The organism is Microbacterium sp. Kw_RZR3 (assembly GCF_029222405.1).
Taxonomy (GTDB): Bacteria; Actinomycetota; Actinomycetes; order Actinomycetales; family Microbacteriaceae; genus Microbacterium.
In genome coordinates, this window is record NZ_JARHXC010000200.1 from 14,474 (window position 1) to 30,539 (window position 16,066).

Below are 16,066 nucleotides of genomic sequence, written 5' to 3' on the forward strand. Positions count from 1 at the left end.
CCTCACCGCCCCGCAGAATGGATGCCATGATCTCGACCGAGATGGCCCTCGCCCTGCGCGAAGCGGGGCTGGTGTGGCATCCGCGATCCGGCGACAGGTTCCAGCTCGACGAGCCGGAGTTCGAGGCGGACGTCTTCACCGTGAGCGAGATGACGGTCGAGCCGCGGGACTATCCGACGGGGCGCATCCTCGCGTTCAACGGCACGACCGAGTGGGCGCTGGACTCCGTGGCCACCGAGGACGCGCTGTGGTTGCCGTCGGAGTCGCAGCTGCGCGAGATGCTCCGCAGCGCCTTCCGCTCGCTGCGTCGCCTGTCGGACACGTACGAGGTCGAGATCTCGGTCGGCGGCGCGAGCGTCGTGTTCGACCACCCCGAACCCGCGGACGCGTACGCGCTCGCCGTGCTGGAGCTGTTGCGTCGGATCCAGTGAGGGTCGGTGCCGGACGCCGGGCCTCAGCTCAGGTGATCGTCTCGACCGGTTCGGTGTCGGGGATCGGCGTCGAGTCGCGGTGACGAAGGTCGGGGAAGCCCTTGACGAAGACCGCGGCCACGGCGAAGCCGGCGAGGGCGAACGCCGCCGCGGCGATGTACGCGCCCTGCGGGCCGATGCCGTCGACGAGGAACCCCGCGACGGCGGATCCCGCGGCGGCGCCGATGAGCTGACCGGTGCTGATCCACCCGTAGGCCTCGGCGGTCTCGCTGAACCGGACGCTCGCCGAGGTCATCGCGAACATCACGGCGAGAGCGGGGGCGATGCCGGCGCCCGCGACGAGGAGCGTGGCGCCGAGCCACCAGGCGTTCAGCGACACGATCGTGAGGGAGAGTCCGAGAGCGACGATCGCCAGGCGGCGCGCCATGGCCCACGGTCCGATCGGGATGTGACCGAACGACAGGCCGCCCGCGAGGCTGCCCACGGCGAACACGGCGAGGACGAGACCCGCTTCGAGGCCGCCGTGGTCGAAGGTCGCCACGACTCCGGCCTCGACCGCGGCACACGCTCCGATGAGCAGGAAACCGGTGGCCGTGGCGAGGAGGACGGGAGGCTTGCCGAGCACGCGGCCGAGGGCGCGACGGCTGCGCGGGATGCGCACCCGTCCGACCTCGGGGCTCAGGATGAACCAGGCGCCGCCGCCGAGAAGGATGACGACGACGAGCAGCAGGCCCGGGACCGTGCCGGCCTGGGTGGCGACGAGGGTGATCAGCACCGGTGCGAGCACCCAGATGATCTCTTGCAGCGACGCGTCGAGCGAGAACAGCGGGGTGAGCTGCTTCGAGTTGACCATCTTGGGGTAGATGGTGCGCACGGCCGACTGGATGGGCGGCGTCGACAGGCCCGCGATCAGCCCCAGGACCATGTAGAGGGGGAGGGGCATCTCGATGAGCGCGAGGGTCGCGATCGCGGCGGCGCACACGAGGAGCGTGACGGTCAGCACGCGACGCATTCCCCAGATGCCCATCCAGCGGCTCGTGATCGGGCCCGAGATCGCCTGACCGACGCTCGTGGCCGCGAGCACGAGACCCGCCGCTCCGTAGGAGCCGGTGACGTGCTCGATGTGCAGGAGCACGGCGAGGCTGGTCATGCCGTTGGGGAATCGCGCGGTCAGCTGGGCGGCGATGATACGCCCGACGCCCGGGGTTCGGAGGAGTTCGCGGTAGCCGGCCACGGGACAACGCTATCTCGCCCCTCCGACATCGATGCAGCGGTCGGTGAGGCGCCGTCGCGCGACACGCCGCGACACGCCGGAGGTCGAAATCCACCGCCTGTGCAATGTCGGAACCCCCCTCTAGCGTGCGAGCTGTGGATGGATGCCGGAAGCCCCGGCGAGATCCGCGGAACGGCGGGCATCGCATGGCGTCAAAGAGGTGCGCGACCTGTGGATGAAATCGTGGAGAACCTGTGTTGTACATGGGGAGAGCGGTGGAAAATCACACTCGTGTAACTACTACCCCTTGTGGTTCCACCTGATGTCCGTCCCCATATGTAGTATTGAGGTCCCGGCGGGCCCCGCTCGCTCGGAAGATGAGTTTCCCCGGGAGAAAGAGAACAGAATGGCGATCACGGTCTACACCAAGCCGTCGTGCGTTCAGTGCACGGCCACCTACCGCGCGCTCGACTCGAAGGGCATCGAGTACGACGTGCTCGACCTGTCGGAGGACCCCGCAGCCCTCGAGCAGGTCAAGTCGCTGGGCTACCTGCAGGCCCCCGTCGTCATCACCGACGAGGACCACTGGTCGGGCTTCCGTCCCGACAAGATCGACGAGCTCGCGTCGCGCCTGGCGTGACACCGCGACAGGCTCACCGACCCCCGTCATGAGCGCTGTCCTGTCGGCGACCACGGCTCCGCTGCTCGTCTACTTCTCGAGCGTGTCGGGAAACACCGCACGTTTCATCGAGAAGCTGGGCATGCGGGCCCTGCGCATCCCCCTTCGGCCGACCGATTCGCCCCTCGTCATCGACGAACCCTTCGTGCTGGTCACCCCCACTTACGGTGGGGGTGCCGGCCGAGGCGTCGAGAAGGGCGCGGTCCCCAAGCAGGTCATCCGCTTCCTCAATGAGGAGCGGAACCGACGACACATCCGTGGAGTCATCTCCGCGGGTAACACGAATTTCGGTGAGGCGTTCTGCCTCGCCGGCGACATCATCAGCCGTAAGTGCGACGTGCCGCACCTGTATCGGCTGGAAGTATTCGGCACGCCCGACGACGTCGAGCGCGTCACCGAAGGATTGGAACGATGGTGGAAGTTGAGCTGACCGACGTGGACTTCAAGACCGAAGCGCGCTTCGAGGGCCTGGATTACCACGCCCTGAACGCGATGCTGAACCTATACGACGCCGACGGCAAGATCCAGTTCGACGCCGACAAGCGCGCTGCGCGGGAGTACTTCCTGCAGCACGTCAACCAGAACACCGTGTTCTTCCACTCCCTCAAAGAGCGTCTCGACTACCTGGTCGAGAAGGAGTACTACGAGCCCAAGGTCCTCGAGAAGTACTCGCTGGAGTTCATCCAGGAGCTCAACGATCGCGCCTACGGCAAGAAGTTCCGCTTCGAGACGTTCCTGGGCGCGTTCAAGTACTACACGAGCTACACGCTCAAGACCTTCGACGGCAAGCGTTACCTTGAGCGCTTCGAAGACCGCGTCGTCATGACGGCCCTCGCGCTCGCCGACGGCGACCAGCGCCTCGCTGTGCAGCTCGTCGACGAGATCATCTCGGGCCGCTTCCAGCCGGCCACTCCGACCTTCCTCAACGCCGGTAAGGCCCAGCGCGGCGAGCTCGTCTCGTGCTTCCTGCTCCGCATCGAAGACAACATGGAGTCGATCGCCCGCGGCATCAACTCGGCGCTGCAGCTGTCGAAGCGCGGCGGCGGTGTCGCCCTGCTCCTGTCGAACATCCGCGAGTCGGGTGCCCCGATCAAGCAGATCGAGAACCAGTCGTCGGGCATCATCCCCGTGATGAAGCTCCTCGAAGACAGCTTCAGCTACGCCAACCAGCTCGGCGCGCGCCAGGGCGCCGGCGCGGTGTACCTCAACGCGCACCACCCCGACATCCTGCGCTTCCTCGACACCAAGCGCGAGAACGCCGACGAGAAGATCCGCATCAAGACGCTGTCGCTGGGTGTCGTCATCCCCGACATCACGTTCGAGCTCGCCAAGAACGGCGAGGACATGTACCTCTTCTCGCCTTACGACGTCGAGCGCGTCTACGGCAAGCCGTTCGGTGACATCTCGGTGACCGAGAAGTACCGCGAGATGGTCGACGACCCGCGCATCAAGAAGACCAAGATCAACGCGCGCGAGTTCTTCCAGACCCTCGCCGAGATCCAGTTCGAGTCGGGCTACCCGTACATCATGTTCGAGGACACGGTGAACAAGGCCAACCCGATCGCCGGTCGCATCAACATGTCGAACCTGTGCTCCGAGATCCTCCAGGTCAACACGCCGACCACGTACAACGAGGACCTCTCGTACGACACCATCGGCAAGGACATCTCCTGCAACCTCGGCTCGATGAACATCGCCCTCGCGATGGACGGCGGCGACCTCGGCCTCACGGTCGAGACCGCGATCCGTGCCCTCACCGCAGTGAGCGTGCAGAGCCACATCGCCTCGGTGCGTTCGATCGAAGACGGAAACGACCGCTCGCACGCCATCGGCCTCGGCCAGATGAACCTGCACGGCTACCTCGCTCGCGAGCACGTCTACTACGGCTCCGAAGAGGGCATCGACTTCACGAACATCTACTTCTACACGGTGCTGTTCCACGCGCTGCGGGCCTCGAACCGGCTGGCGATCGAGCGTGGCACGGCTTTCGACGGCTTCGAGAACTCCACCTACGCGTCGGGGGAGTTCTTCGACAAATACACCGAACAGGTGTGGGCCCCGCAGACCGAGAAGACGAAGCAGCTGTTCGCCGGCATCCAGATCCCCACCCAGGACGACTGGCGCGAGCTGAAGGCTTCGGTGCAGGCGCACGGCATCTACAACCAGAACCTGCAGGCCGTGCCGCCGACCGGTTCGATCTCGTACATCAACAACTCGACGAGCTCGATCCACCCGATCGCGTCGAAGATCGAGATCCGCAAGGAAGGCAAGCTCGGTCGCGTCTACTACCCGGCGCCGTTCATGACGAACGACAACCTGGACTACTACCAGGACGCGTACGAGATCGGCTACGAGAAGGTCATCGACACGTACGCCGCCGCCACGCAGCACGTCGATCAGGGCCTGTCGCTGACGCTGTTCTTCAAGGACACCGTCACCACGCGCGACATCAACAAGGCGCAGATCTACGCGTGGAAGAAGGGCATCAAGACCATCTACTACATCCGCCTGCGTCAGCTGGCGCTCGAGGGCACCGACATGACCGAGTGCGTCTCGTGCATGCTCTGATCCGCTGATCCCGACGATTCCGACAAAGGACACTCATGGCTGAGAAGCTGCAGCTGCTGAACCACGTGCAGGCCATCAACTGGAACCGCATTCAGGACGACAAGGACCTCGAGGTCTGGAACCGTCTGGTGAACAACTTCTGGCTCCCCGAGAAGGTGCCGCTGTCCAACGACATCCAGTCGTGGAACACGCTCACCCCCGAGGAGCAGACCCTCACCATGCGCGTGTTCACGGGGCTCACGCTCCTCGACACGATCCAGGGCACGGTCGGCGCCGTTTCGCTCATCCCCGATGCGATCACGCCGCACGAGGAGGCCGTCTACACGAACATCGCGTTCATGGAGTCGGTGCACGCGAAGAGCTACTCGTCGATCTTCTCGACGCTGTGCTCGACGAAGGAGATCGACGAGGCGTTCCGCTGGTCGACCGAGAACGAGTTCCTTCAGAAGAAGGCGCGCATCGTCATGGACTACTACCGTGGCGACGACCCGCTCAAGCGCAAGGTCGCCTCGACCCTGCTCGAGTCGTTCCTCTTCTACTCGGGCTTCTACCTGCCCATGCACTGGTCGAGCCGCGCCAAGCTCACCAACACGGCCGACCTGATCCGCCTCATCATCCGCGACGAGGCCGTCCACGGGTACTACATCGGCTACAAGTTCCAGCGCGGTCTCGAGACGGTCGACCAGGCCCGTCGCGACGACATCAAGGACTACACGTTCTCGCTGCTCTACGAGCTGTACGACAACGAGGTGGGCTACACCCAGAGCCTGTACGACGCCGTGGGCCTCAGCGAAGACGTGAAGAAGTTCCTCCACTACAACGCCAACAAGGCGCTGATGAACCTCGGCTACGAGGCGATGTTCCCGTCGTCCGTGACGAATGTGAACCCCGCGATCCTGTCGGCCCTGTCGCCCAACGCCGACGAGAACCACGACTTCTTCAGTGGGTCGGGCTCCTCGTACGTCATCGGCAAGGCCGAGGCGACGGAGGATGACGACTGGGACTTCTGACGACCTGAGTTGGCGAATGGCAGGCCTCGAGGTGTTGCGAGCGCCGCCGAAGCCTTGCCATCGGGTATGTAAGCGGCCCGGTCCACCCGATTCACCGAAGGCTGTCCGAGATTGATGGAGGCGTTCTGATGTTTCTTCGCGACTACTTGTATGTCGATCTGGACAAAGTTTCGGGTTTAGCAAGTCAGCTTTATGACGGGGTGCCCGAGAAGGCCACAAACCTGGCCGCGCGTCAGAAAAGGATCGAAGCAGATCTCAAGCTTGTTCGAGGAGGTGCCGGGGCAACCTCTGAGGAATCTACGCAACGCAGTTTGGGGGATTCGCTCTTCAAGGATCTTGAAACGGACCTCGAGGCGCTCGGCGTGCTACGCGACTTGTCAGCTGATCTAACGAACTCCGAAACGTGGTCATCCATTGAGGAAGTTGCTCCTCCGGGGGCCATCATCCGCGTAACTGCGCCGGGCACTCTATTTCAACCTGCCCAAATGTCCGACGCGATAGTTGGGCTGGCAACTGCGGCGCACGGTCTCGCCGAATTAGGGGACGCCACCGCAGAGAACGCTCAGAAGAGCGCACCTCCCAGGCAGAAAACGGCTGCGCAGAAGCAGGCGGAGCGCATCGCGCGGGAAGCCTTAGCTGATCCTCGCAACCCAGAGGACTTTCTCCCGGCTGGTGAGACGGTTCCCATCATGAACATAGCCAGGTCACAGTTCTCAGGCATGATCCGCATGGCGCGCGGTATATTCGGTGAGGGTATCCACATGCACTTGCGACCCCTAGGCTCAGGCGGTCCGGTCATCTCGGCGAGGCTCGAGGAAGGGCGCCGATTCTTGGATTCCTCGCCCGAAGTGCTCATGTCTCGATACGGGCTTGCGCAACAGGACTGGACTCTCGTCGGGGTCGTCGGTCAGCTGGGGGACGCGATGGTATCGGACACCGGGGCGAATATCTCGAATGCTGACGGTAGCGTGAATCGAGCGGCCTTCGTTGATCTCGTCGCGAATTTCTTCGCCGAAACCGCCGGTCTCGTGGATCTGCCGCGCTCTCCGGGCTTCTCAGTCATCCCGATATCGGTGTATCGATCCATCCACGGGTCCATCGAGCTTGAAGAATCTGGTGCAGCATAGGGCCGAGAAACTCTCCAACGGTGTGCTCGCTGACGTCTCTCATGCAACTGTGTACATCCGGCTCGGTGGGCTCCGCCGCCCCCCGTACGGCATCCCCGATGACAACCCGCGGGCCATCAACGCCAGTGTCGATGTGGGCGCAGAAGCGCTCGCGCTCACGAACGAGTTCACGGACCGGCATACCGACCGCATGAAGTCGTGGATGAGGCGGCAGTTCCGTCGTACGAACGGCGACTCGCCGACACGGTGCGATTCGTGGACAGTGGCCCGTGCTCCCGATGCGCGCGGCCGGCGGGTGCGTCAAGGTGAGCAAACGGTCGCCGGACGCACCCGCCGATACGTTGCCATCTCCGCGCTGCTCGCTTTTGCCGCGATTCTCGCGGCCTGTTCCGACGCCGGCGTCGCGGACTCGCGAACGCCGGGCGTGCCTACCGGCATCCCGGTAGACGGCCTCGATCTCACACCCGCCGTCCACCTGCAGTCGGATGGATCGATCGCGGTCGTGACGTGGGGGAGTAGCAGTTGTCCGCCGACGGCGACGGCCTTCGACAACGACGGAGGATCGCTCGTCGTGTCGTTCTCAACGTCGAGCCAGGGCGTGTGCACGGCCGACCTCGCAGCGACGACGCACATCTTCTCCGTCGATCGCGTTGGCGACACCGTCCCGCATCAGGCGGCTGTCTCGTTCCCCGAGCTTGGCGAGACGAAGGTCGTTGAGATCACGCGCCCATAGAAGTCGGTTGCGTCGCGGGTCACCCCGGCCACACCCGCCGCTCGAGGCGGTCCAGCAGCAGCTCGACCGCCGAGCCCTCCATGCCGCGCACCCAGCGCTGCGTATCGGACGCGTGCGACGACACGGTGCGACCGCGTTCGCCGCGTTCGAGGCGCACGTCGATGCGTCCGCGGGCGACGCTGACCCCGCGCAGCGATCCCGCGGCGACCATCGCGGCGAGCGGGTCGTGCAGTGCGCAGCGGCGGTCGGGGAACACGCGGCCCTCGTAGAAGTCGAGGTAGGCCGGGAGCATCGCGGCCAACGCGCGGGGGAGAGCGCCGGGGATCGCGTCGAGGCGCACGAGGTCGGTGGCATCCAGGGTCTGCGTCATCGTCACGTCGAGGGGGACGACGGTGATGTCCCAGTCCTGCGCGAACACGACGGCGGCGGCCTCGGGGTCGTTGTGGATGTTGGCTTCGGCCCACGCGGTCACGTTGCCCGAGTGCGAGAACGCGCCTCCCATGATCACGAGCCGATCGAGAGCGGCCACCCCGGGGGTCTCGGCGTACGCGGCGAGGTTCGTGAGAGGTCCGAGGGCGAGCACGGTGAGATCCGGATGCCGCTGGGCCAGGTGATCGATGAGCTCGACGGCCGCGCGGGCGTCATGTGCGCGGGCGGCGGCCGTCAGCGCGATCCCGCCGACCCCGTCCGCGCCGTGGACGTGCGGGGCCCCGCCGGCGTACTCACGCCCGCGGAAGTCGTGCGCTCCGATCGCAACGGGGATGTCGTCCACCCCGGCGAGCTCGAACAGCGAGAGGGTGTTGGCGGCCGCGCGGGCGGCATGCGTGTTCCCCGACACCGTCGTGACGCCCACGATCTCGACGTTCGGCTCGGCCAGCAGGTACGCCAGGGCGAGGGCGTCGTCGATGCCGGTGTCACAGTCGACGAGGATCGGGCGGCGGGTCATACGGATGCTCCGTACGCGTCGAGGGGTTCGAGGGCGGGTTGCGACGCGTCGTCGGCGACGGCCGCGGCTCCCACGGCGCAGGCGCGTGCGAGGGCGTCGGCCTCGGCGTCACCGCGCAGGAGTCCGCACACGAGCGCCGCGCAGAAGGCGTCGCCCGCTCCGACGGTGTTGCGGACGGTCGTGCGCACTCCTTCCGCCGAGGCGACGACCTCGCCGTGGCGGTACAGGCGGGCGCCGTCGGCGCCGAGCGTCACGCAGAGCAGCGGAGCGTCGTGCACCTCGGGGAGCTGCGCGTACTCCGTCTCGTTCACGATGACGAGGTCCGAGCGCTCGAGGACCCCGGGGGGCAGCGGCCGCGCGGGAGCGGCGTTCAGTGCGAGGTAGCCCGCGGTCTCCGCGGCGGCCGAGACGACGGCATCCGAAACCTCCAACTGCATCAGCACCGCGGCGCCGCTCTCGATGCCGAGTGCGCCCGGGTCGATCGCCGCGTTCGCGCCGGCGCACACGACGATCGAGTTCTCGCCGGTCGCATCGACGACGATGAGCGCGGTGCCGGTGGCGGCCTCGGTGGTCTGCACGCCCGAGGCGTCGATGCCCACGGCGGCCAGCTGATCCCGGATGCCGCGCCCGTCGAGGTCATCGCCAACCGCGCCGACCATCCGCACCTGGGCGCCCAGTCGGGCGGCCGCGACGGCCTGATTCGCGCCCTTCCCGCCCGGTCCGCGCTGGAGCACCCCGTCCGCGACGGTCTCTCCTGCGGCCGGAGCACGCTCGACGCGCGCGGTGAGGTCGACGTTGATCGCGCCGACGACGGTGAGATGGGGGACGGCAGAAGACGGGCTCACGAGGACCCAGCATGTCACGGCCCGCCGACATCGCCGGCGACGCGGGCGGGTGACACGCGTGCGCGACATGACGGCGCGAGTGCGCGACGATGTTCGCATGACCTTCGACGACGCCCTCCGCGACCTCGAGCGCGCCCTGGATGCCATGGGCCACGGCGATCCGCGCCCGTTCGCGTCGCTGTGGACACGGACCGACGACGCCACCCTCATGGGCGGGTTCGGGACGCACGCGACGACCGCCGCCGACGTCGCGGCCACCCTCGAGGTCGTGGCGCGCCGCTTCCGCGGCGGAACCCTCGTGCCCGAGTACGACCGCGTGCTCGTCGGCGACGACTGGGCGATGACCGCGGGGCGCGAGAGCGGTGTGCTGTCGGTCGACGGCGCCGAGCCGCGGGCGTTCGTCGTCCGCGTCACGCACGTCTGGCGCCGCGAAGACGGCGCCTGGCGCATCGTTCACCGGCACGGCGACCACACCACGACGCCGGTCTGAGTGCGGCGCGCCCCGGCCCGATCAGTGCAGCAGCAGCTTCGCCACGATCAGCAGCCCGGCGATGACCGCGGCGCCGACGGCGGTGAGGATCACCACGATCGGCGAGTAGCCGCGAAGGCGCGCGCCGGTCGTCGCCACGGCGACGAGATAGGCCATCGCCACGCCGACGCCCCACAGCAGAGCGGTCGGAAGGTCGACGCCCGTCGCCACGAGCACCACGACGACGATCAGGGGAAGGAAGGTGACCGACACCATCGGCGCGCTCACCGCGAGGTGGTGTCGGACGATCGACGACGGGCGCTTCGCCGAGACGTCGCCGAGCGAGTAGGCGAAGACATGGGTCGCGAAGTAGACGACGTTCGTCAGCGCGACGACGAGGATCACGTCGCTCAGATCGGCGTCGCCGAGACCGATGAGAGTGGATGCCGAGACCAGGGCGCCGTAGCATCCCGCACTGATCCGCTCGGCGGCATCGGTTCCGAGACGGCGGGCGTTTTCGGCATCCATGGGGTCAGTTTGCCGGGGAACGGCGCCTGAGCCCCGCCGACACGATCGCCACCACGGTTCCGACGGCGACGCCGATGACCGTCTCGAGCACGCGATCGCGCAGCAGCAGGTCGGGCGTGACCGGTGAGGCGAGCGAGACCATGAGGAGCGCGAGCGGAGTGATGAAGATCATCGCGATGCCGTAGTTGCGGCCCACGAACAGCTCGGCGCCGGCCTGCAGGGCGACGGCGACGACGATCACGAGCCACGGCGGCAGGTCGAGGGCGAGGAGTCCGGCCGCGATCAGCACGCCGAGGAGCGTTCCGACCAAGCGCTGCACACCTCGGATGAGACGGGCCGTCACGTGCGCACCGCCGACCGCGGCGACCGCGCCGACCATGGCCCAGTACCAGTGCGTGCCGATCAACAGCGCGCCCGCGATGCCGGCGAGCAGAGCCGCGACGCCGACCGTCGCCGTCATCTCCCACGCGACGGGACCGATCGGCGGGCGCGTGCGCTCGGGGCGTCGCCACGACGCGCGGCGGCCGAGCGCGAATGCCGTCGTGACGACGAGGCTCCAGACGACGCTCGCGCCGCCGACGAGCAGCACGAGGCCGAAGGTCGCCGCCGTCGCGGGAAAGCTCGCCGTCGCCCCCGCAGCGAACACCGCGAACAGGGCCCCCGGCGGGTGCCAGCGCTTGCGGTACGCGAACAGGGTCACCGCGGCCGCCAGCACGGCGACGACCGCGACGCTCGCGAGCGCGGGCGTCGCGAGGAACGACAGGAGCGTCCCGACGAGCATCGATCCGACGAGGACGGCGCCGGCGGTCGCCTGCATCCCGACGCGCGTGCGCGGGCGGTCGGCGCGGCCGTACAGCGCGGCGAACGCGCCGAAGCTCGCGTACACGCTGAGATCGAGGCGGCCGATCAGAAGAAGGACGAGAAGGGGAGCACCGACGCTGATCACGGCCCGCAGCGCGACGCGATGATCGCCCTGTCGCGGCCCCACCCGGATGACCCCGGTCCACACGCGCCCCCGGGATTCCGCCATCCCTCCAGCCTACGCGCCCCCCATAGGGCGCTCGGATCCGCCTCCGCGGCGGGCTGGGCGAAACTCCTGAGATAACGGGGCTGTGGCACCTCGGGGCGCCGTGGCACGCCCAGCGCTCCCGAATGCTCAGGAGTTTGGCCCGGGCGCGGTGCGGCCATCCCGCCCCGCGTCGTCAAGTCCCTGGCATCCGGTCGCCGATCTGATGGGGTGGAGGAATGGACACCGAGCGAGAGAAGCGCCCCATCGAACCCGGTCCCGAGCCCGACACGTCGACCGCGGCCGAGGCCGACAGGTCGGACCCGTCGCTCGAGGAGGACGACCAGCCCACCGAGTGAGCGTCGTTCGACGTCGAGGAGACCCGGGATGCCGCGGCCTCGGGTTCCGTAGGGTGGAAAACCCCGACCCTGCCCGAGGAGAGACGTGTTCCGCACGCCCCTGACCCTGTTCCGCACGCTCGCGATCGCCGAAGCGGTCTCGTGGACCCTGTTGATCGGCGGGCTCATCCTGCGGGCGACCGCCGACCTCCCGATCGCGGTGAGCATCGGAGGCGGTATCCACGGGTTCGTGTTCCTCGCCTACGGCGCGACGGCGGTGCTCGTGGCGCTGAACCAGCGATGGGGATTCGTCCCGGCGGCCGTCGCGATCGTCAGCGCCGTGATCCCGTACGCGACGATTCCGACTGAGGTGTGGCTGCAGCGGTCGGGACGGCTCCGCGGCGGGTGGCGGCTCGACGACAGCGGCGACCCGCGCGACAGGCGTCCGATCGACCGAGCGCTGCGGTTCTTCCTGCGCCGGCCGTGGGTGCTCGGGCTCGTCCTCGTCGCCGTCGTCGCGCTCGTCTTCGTCGTGCTGCTGGTCGTCGGCCCTCCCGGCGGTAAGGGCTGACGTCCGCCTCAGCGCACCCCGATGCGCGCGGGAGCCGACGAGAGCGAGCAGGCCGCCACGGCCGTCTCGACGGTTCCCGAGATCGTGACGACCGCGAGACCGGTGCCGACGTACGTCACCATCCCCTCGCTCGCGGGCGTCGAGCCGGTCGGCCCCGAGAAGCGGTGCACCGTGGTTCCCGCCCGTCCCGAGACCGAGACGGTCAGGTCCACGCCGTCGATCGGACCGGTCTCCGAAGACGCTCTCCACTCGACCGCCGCGACGCCCCGGCCCCAGCTCATCGCCGTCAGGGTGAGCGCGCCGCACTCCTCGCCACCGACCGCTTCGGTGCGCAGTGCGACCCCCGGCGGGGTGGTGTTGGCTGCGCACACGGCGATGCCGTGACGGCGCGCGTACTCGCGGCCGCTCGCGTCCACGCGCGAACAGTCGGCGAAGAGCGGGGTCGTGACCGTGGTGCCGAGCGGGTCGGAGTAGGCGGCGACAGCGGCCGTGGCGGGCGCGCCGATCGCGAGGAGGACCGTCAGGGACGCGGCGGCGCCGAGCATCCCGATGACACGACGTCGCATGGCGCCTCCTCGCGCTGATGACGAGAATCTACGCCGTCCGGGTCGACACCGTCACCGTGAACTTGCGATCGCGGGCGACCTGCCGGGTCGGCCCGACGAGACGCTCGAGGGCGGGCCGGTACTGCAGCGCGGAGTTCCACACCGTCCAGAGTTCGCCGCCCGGACGGAGCACACGTGCCGCCTCGGCGAACATGCGCGGGGCGATGCCCTCGGTGACCGCTGCTCCCGAGTGGAACGGCGGGTTGAGCGCGATGAACGACGCAGTGTCGTCGGGCCGGCTTCGCAGCATGTCGTCGCGCACCACGGTGACCCGGTCGGCGACGCCGTTGGCCTCGGCCGTCGCGCGCGCCGACTCGACCGCGATCGCGGACTGGTCGCACGCGAGAACCCGGAGGGAGGGATGCCGTGTCGCCAGGGTCGCGGCGACGATGCCGGTGCCGCACGCGAGGTCGATAGCCTCCGCGTCGCGCGGCTCGGGGAGGTGGGCCAGGAGAAGCCGGGTGCCGATGTCGAGCGACGCCCCGGCGAACGCGCCGCCGAACGCGCGGATCTCGAGTCCGTCGATCCGCGCCCTCTCCGGTTCGGGGTCGGCGCCGTCGTGCGGCCCGCGGGCGATGAGGACGCGCGACTTCTGTCGGGCGTGCGAGACGTCGACCCGCTCGAACCGTTCGCGGAGCACGTCGTTCATCGTCAGGGTCATGTGCTTCAGCCGCCCGCCCGCGAAGACGACCACGTCCGGGTGGGCGTATCGGGCGATGAGCCCTGTGATGTCGTGCAGCTCACGCAGCGCCCGCGGCAGACGCAGCAGCACGACGCGCGCGTTCTCGAGGAGGGCGGCATCCCGGGCGTGCGAGGTGAACGATCCGGTGAGCTGCGTCGTCTCGGCGTTCGCCGCGAGGGCCTGTTCGCCGGTGAGCTCGTCCTGATGTACCCGGATGCCGCGCGCTCCGGCAGCGGCCGAGGCCAGGGTGAGTGCCCCGTAGGCGTCGCCGATCACGACGAGCTGTCCGTCCGCGAGACACGCACGGGCCTCGGCGGACTCGTCGAGGATCAGCCGGTCGGCCGCGTCCACGGCGAGCAGGTCGGGTGCCTCGAGATCGGGCCAGCGGCGGAGGGCATCGAGTGAGAACGGCACTCGGACACGGTACCCGGCGCGCGACCTCGCCGACGGCGGCGGACCGGCGAACCGAGCCGGGAGCAGAACGTCAGGACCGGCGGTTCGCGGCGGCCGCGGCGGCGGCCAGGTCGGCGAGTACCGGCGGCACATCGTCCTGCGGGACGACCGCCTGGATGAGCGTCAGCCCCTCCGATCGCCGCGCCGCGGCGAGTGCGTCGCTGAGAGCCCCGACGGTGTCGACGCGCACACCGACGTTCGTACCGGCGGGATCCATCGCGCCGAGGAGCGCGGTCCAATCCCACGTCGCGATGTCGTTGTACTCCTCGTGCAGGCCGTGGATCACGCGCTCGACCGTGTAGCCGCCGTTGTCGACCACGACGATGACCGCCGGCACGCCGTGGCGCACGAGCGTACCGAGCTCGGCGCTCGTGAGCTGGGCGGCGCCGTCGCCGATCAGCAGCACCGGGCGCCGCTCGGGTCGGGCGAGCGCGGCACCGAGGATCGCCGGCAGCGTGAAACCGATCGCGGCCCACAGCGGCTGACCACCGAACACGACGCCGTGGGGCAGGCGTTCTCCGGCCATGCCGTAGAACGACGTGCCCTGGTCGGCGAGCACGGTGTCGCCGTCGCGGAGGAAGGCGGCCACCTCGTGCCACAGCGCCGACTGCGACAGCGCGTCACCCGCTTCGGCGGGCGGTCGCGGAGCGACGGGCGGGGCTCCCGCATCGACCGCGAAGCGACCGGGGAGCGCGGCGAGTTCGTCGGCGACGGCGTCGAGGGCGTCCCGCATCGCGAGCGGGCGGAAGTCGTCGTCGCCGATGCGCGCGTGCTCGCCGCGGATCTCGATCGTGCGCGCCGGGTCGATGTGCTGCGAGAAGAACCCGCTCGTCAGATCGGTGAACTGCACGCCCGCCATGACGAGCACGTCGGCTTCTTCGATGCCCGCGCGGACGGCGGGAGCACTCGCCGCACCGAGGTAGGGACCGAGATACCCGGATGCCGACTCGTCGACGACGCGGCGGCCCCACAGCAACGAGGCGTGCGGCACTCCGCTCTCGAGGACGCGGTGCAGGTGGTCTTCGGCGTCGAGGCGCGCAACGAGGATGTCGGCGAGGACGGCGGCGGAGTCGGCCACGGCCAGCCGAGCGGCGACCGCATCGCGGAACCGGGTGAGCACCGCGGGGTCGGTGACGGTGTCGGGGGAGGGGAGCGGCTCGGACGGAGGGTCGACGGGCGTCTCGCCGATGTCAGCGGGGATCACCAGGTATCCCGGTAGGCGCCGATGGCGCACCTCGGTGACGAGGCGGTCGATCTGGGCCGTGGCATCCGTCGCCGTCAGCACTTCTTGAGCGGCGGTGACCTCGGCGGTCATGCGGGCGAAGTGGCCGAAGTCGCCGTCGCCGAGGGAGTGGTGGCTCGCCCGCCCGGCTGCCTGCACCGCGGTGGTGGGAGCGCCGACGACGTGCAGGACCGGGACGTGCTCGGCGTAACTGCCGGCGACCGCACTGATGGCGGAGAGTTCGCCGACGCCGAAGGTCGTGCTGAGGGCGCCGAGGCCGTGGAGGCGCGCGTAGCCGTCGGCGGCGTAGCCCGCGCCGAGCTCGTTGGCGCATCCGACCCATTCGATGAGCGGGTGCCGCTCGACGTGGTCGAGGAAGGCGAGCGTGAAATCGCCTGGGACGCCGAAGAAGTGCCGTACTCCCGATTCGGCCAGTCGATCGAGGAGGTAGTCGGCCACGGTATAGGTCGTCATGGCCGATGCTCCCGGTTTACCGCGTGCCGAAGTGGAAGGGCAGCGCCAACGATGCCGCGACGAGGAGGATGCCGAGGGCGAAGAACAGCGCGGGCGCCGCGAGCGAGAACGAGAGGCCGGTGAGCAGCATGCCCCCGACGAACAGGATGAGCGAGACGATGAACAT

At 68.6% G+C, this 16,066-nt stretch carries 18 protein-coding genes; 9 read left to right on the top strand and 9 right to left on the bottom strand.

Annotation, left to right across the window (positions count from 1 at the left end):
* Positions 1-26: 26 nt before the first annotated feature.
* The gene (locus tag P2P98_RS10840) at positions 27-431 is read left to right on the top strand and encodes a hypothetical protein (RefSeq protein WP_058595075.1); all 405 of its coding nucleotides are present in this window, start codon (positions 27-29) and stop codon (positions 429-431) included.
* 28 nt (positions 432-459) lie between these two features.
* Here P2P98_RS10840 and P2P98_RS10845 read toward each other — a convergent pair whose 3' ends face one another.
* Positions 460-1,665: an MFS transporter gene (locus tag P2P98_RS10845; protein ID WP_275799733.1), complete on the bottom strand. Its 1,206-nt coding sequence runs from the start codon at positions 1,663-1,665 to the stop codon at positions 460-462.
* 385 nt (positions 1,666-2,050) lie between these two features.
* Between P2P98_RS10845 and nrdH the strand changes: the two genes are divergently transcribed.
* From nrdH to P2P98_RS10875, 6 genes are all read left to right on the top strand, one after another.
* Positions 2,051-2,284 carry a glutaredoxin-like protein NrdH gene (gene nrdH, locus P2P98_RS10850; protein WP_058595077.1) on the top strand — a complete coding sequence of 78 codons (234 nt, stop codon included), beginning with the start codon at positions 2,051-2,053 and terminating at the stop codon, positions 2,282-2,284.
* 28 nt (positions 2,285-2,312) lie between these two features.
* Positions 2,313-2,753, top strand: coding sequence for a class Ib ribonucleoside-diphosphate reductase assembly flavoprotein NrdI (gene nrdI, locus P2P98_RS10855; protein WP_275799734.1), 441 nt, complete (start codon positions 2,313-2,315; stop codon positions 2,751-2,753).
* Entirely contained in the window at positions 2,735-4,891 is a 2,157-nt protein-coding gene (gene nrdE / locus P2P98_RS10860; RefSeq protein WP_275799735.1) for a class 1b ribonucleoside-diphosphate reductase subunit alpha, read from the top strand. The genes nrdI and nrdE overlap by 19 nt, the downstream gene beginning before the upstream one ends.
* A gap of 35 nt (positions 4,892-4,926) precedes the next feature.
* Complete coding sequence (gene nrdF, locus P2P98_RS10865) at positions 4,927-5,901, top strand: class 1b ribonucleoside-diphosphate reductase subunit beta (protein ID WP_013585931.1); 975 nt, start codon at positions 4,927-4,929, stop codon at positions 5,899-5,901.
* A gap of 128 nt (positions 5,902-6,029) precedes the next feature.
* Positions 6,030-7,028, top strand: coding sequence for a hypothetical protein (locus tag P2P98_RS10870; RefSeq protein WP_275799736.1), 999 nt, complete (start codon positions 6,030-6,032; stop codon positions 7,026-7,028).
* Positions 7,018-7,761 (top strand): hypothetical protein, encoded by a 744-nt coding sequence (locus P2P98_RS10875; protein WP_275799737.1) that lies wholly within the window; start codon positions 7,018-7,020, stop codon positions 7,759-7,761. The genes P2P98_RS10870 and P2P98_RS10875 overlap by 11 nt, the downstream gene beginning before the upstream one ends.
* 19 nt (positions 7,762-7,780) lie before the next feature.
* Here P2P98_RS10875 and P2P98_RS10880 read toward each other — a convergent pair whose 3' ends face one another.
* Together P2P98_RS10880 and P2P98_RS10885 are read right to left on the bottom strand one after the other, a co-directional pair.
* Complete coding sequence (locus P2P98_RS10880) at positions 7,781-8,707, bottom strand: nucleoside hydrolase (RefSeq protein ID WP_275799738.1); 927 nt, start codon at positions 8,705-8,707, stop codon at positions 7,781-7,783.
* Positions 8,704-9,552, bottom strand: a complete 849-nt coding sequence (locus tag P2P98_RS10885) for a ribokinase (RefSeq protein ID WP_275799739.1) — start codon at positions 9,550-9,552, stop codon at positions 8,704-8,706. The genes P2P98_RS10880 and P2P98_RS10885 overlap by 4 nt, the downstream gene beginning before the upstream one ends.
* A gap of 97 nt (positions 9,553-9,649) precedes the next feature.
* Between P2P98_RS10885 and P2P98_RS10890 the strand changes: the two genes are divergently transcribed.
* The gene (locus P2P98_RS10890; protein WP_275799740.1) at positions 9,650-10,042 is read left to right on the top strand and encodes a nuclear transport factor 2 family protein; all 393 of its coding nucleotides are present in this window, start codon (positions 9,650-9,652) and stop codon (positions 10,040-10,042) included.
* Between the two features lie 21 nt (positions 10,043-10,063).
* Here P2P98_RS10890 and P2P98_RS10895 read toward each other — a convergent pair whose 3' ends face one another.
* Entirely contained in the window at positions 10,064-10,549 is a 486-nt protein-coding gene (locus P2P98_RS10895; protein WP_275799741.1) for a hypothetical protein, read from the bottom strand.
* Positions 10,550-10,553: 4 nt separating this feature from the next.
* A complete protein-coding gene (locus tag P2P98_RS10900) occupies positions 10,554-11,579 on the bottom strand; it encodes an FUSC family protein (protein ID WP_275799742.1) in 1,026 nt (341 codons plus the stop codon).
* A gap of 420 nt (positions 11,580-11,999) precedes the next feature.
* Here P2P98_RS10900 and P2P98_RS10905 point away from each other — a divergent pair, with 420 nt between their 5' ends.
* The gene (locus P2P98_RS10905; RefSeq protein WP_275799743.1) at positions 12,000-12,464 is read left to right on the top strand and encodes a DUF3817 domain-containing protein; all 465 of its coding nucleotides are present in this window, start codon (positions 12,000-12,002) and stop codon (positions 12,462-12,464) included.
* Positions 12,465-12,472: 8 nt separating this feature from the next.
* Here P2P98_RS10905 and P2P98_RS10910 read toward each other — a convergent pair whose 3' ends face one another.
* The 4 genes from P2P98_RS10910 to P2P98_RS10925 form a co-directional block, all read right to left on the bottom strand.
* A complete protein-coding gene (locus tag P2P98_RS10910) occupies positions 12,473-13,030 on the bottom strand; it encodes a hypothetical protein (RefSeq protein WP_275799744.1) in 558 nt (185 codons plus the stop codon).
* 28 nt (positions 13,031-13,058) lie between these two features.
* Complete coding sequence (locus P2P98_RS10915) at positions 13,059-14,165, bottom strand: class I SAM-dependent methyltransferase (RefSeq protein WP_275799745.1); 1,107 nt, start codon at positions 14,163-14,165, stop codon at positions 13,059-13,061.
* 70 nt (positions 14,166-14,235) lie between these two features.
* Positions 14,236-15,900 carry a thiamine pyrophosphate-binding protein gene (locus tag P2P98_RS10920; protein ID WP_275799746.1) on the bottom strand — a complete coding sequence of 555 codons (1,665 nt, stop codon included), beginning with the start codon at positions 15,898-15,900 and terminating at the stop codon, positions 14,236-14,238.
* 16 nt (positions 15,901-15,916) lie between these two features.
* Complete coding sequence (locus P2P98_RS10925; RefSeq protein WP_166671746.1) at positions 15,917-16,066, bottom strand: hypothetical protein; 150 nt, start codon at positions 16,064-16,066, stop codon at positions 15,917-15,919.

Bases quoted from the DNA above. Each gene is read 5' to 3' on its own strand.
- P2P98_RS10840 (WP_058595075.1), top strand. From the start codon at position 27: ATGATCTCGACCGAGATGGCCCTCGCCCTGCGCGAAGCGGGGCTGGTG.
- nrdH (WP_058595077.1), top strand. From the start codon at position 2,051: ATGGCGATCACGGTCTACACCAAGCCGTCGTGCGTTCAGTGCACGGCC.
- nrdI (WP_275799734.1), top strand. From the start codon at position 2,313: ATGAGCGCTGTCCTGTCGGCGACCACGGCTCCGCTGCTCGTCTACTTC.
- nrdE (WP_275799735.1), top strand. From the start codon at position 2,735: ATGGTGGAAGTTGAGCTGACCGACGTGGACTTCAAGACCGAAGCGCGC.
- nrdF (WP_013585931.1), top strand. From the start codon at position 4,927: ATGGCTGAGAAGCTGCAGCTGCTGAACCACGTGCAGGCCATCAACTGG.
- P2P98_RS10870 (WP_275799736.1), top strand. From the start codon at position 6,030: ATGTTTCTTCGCGACTACTTGTATGTCGATCTGGACAAAGTTTCGGGT.
- P2P98_RS10880 (WP_275799738.1), bottom strand. From the start codon at position 8,707: ATGACCCGCCGCCCGATCCTCGTCGACTGTGACACCGGCATCGACGAC.
- P2P98_RS10890 (WP_275799740.1), top strand. From the start codon at position 9,650: ATGACCTTCGACGACGCCCTCCGCGACCTCGAGCGCGCCCTGGATGCC.
- P2P98_RS10895 (WP_275799741.1), bottom strand. From the start codon at position 10,549: ATGGATGCCGAAAACGCCCGCCGTCTCGGAACCGATGCCGCCGAGCGG.
- P2P98_RS10900 (WP_275799742.1), bottom strand. From the start codon at position 11,579: ATGGCGGAATCCCGGGGGCGCGTGTGGACCGGGGTCATCCGGGTGGGG.
- P2P98_RS10910 (WP_275799744.1), bottom strand. From the start codon at position 13,030: ATGCGACGTCGTGTCATCGGGATGCTCGGCGCCGCCGCGTCCCTGACG.
- P2P98_RS10920 (WP_275799746.1), bottom strand. From the start codon at position 15,900: ATGACGACCTATACCGTGGCCGACTACCTCCTCGATCGACTGGCCGAA.
- P2P98_RS10925 (WP_166671746.1), bottom strand. From the start codon at position 16,066: ATGTTCATCGTCTCGCTCATCCTGTTCGTCGGGGGCATGCTGCTCACC.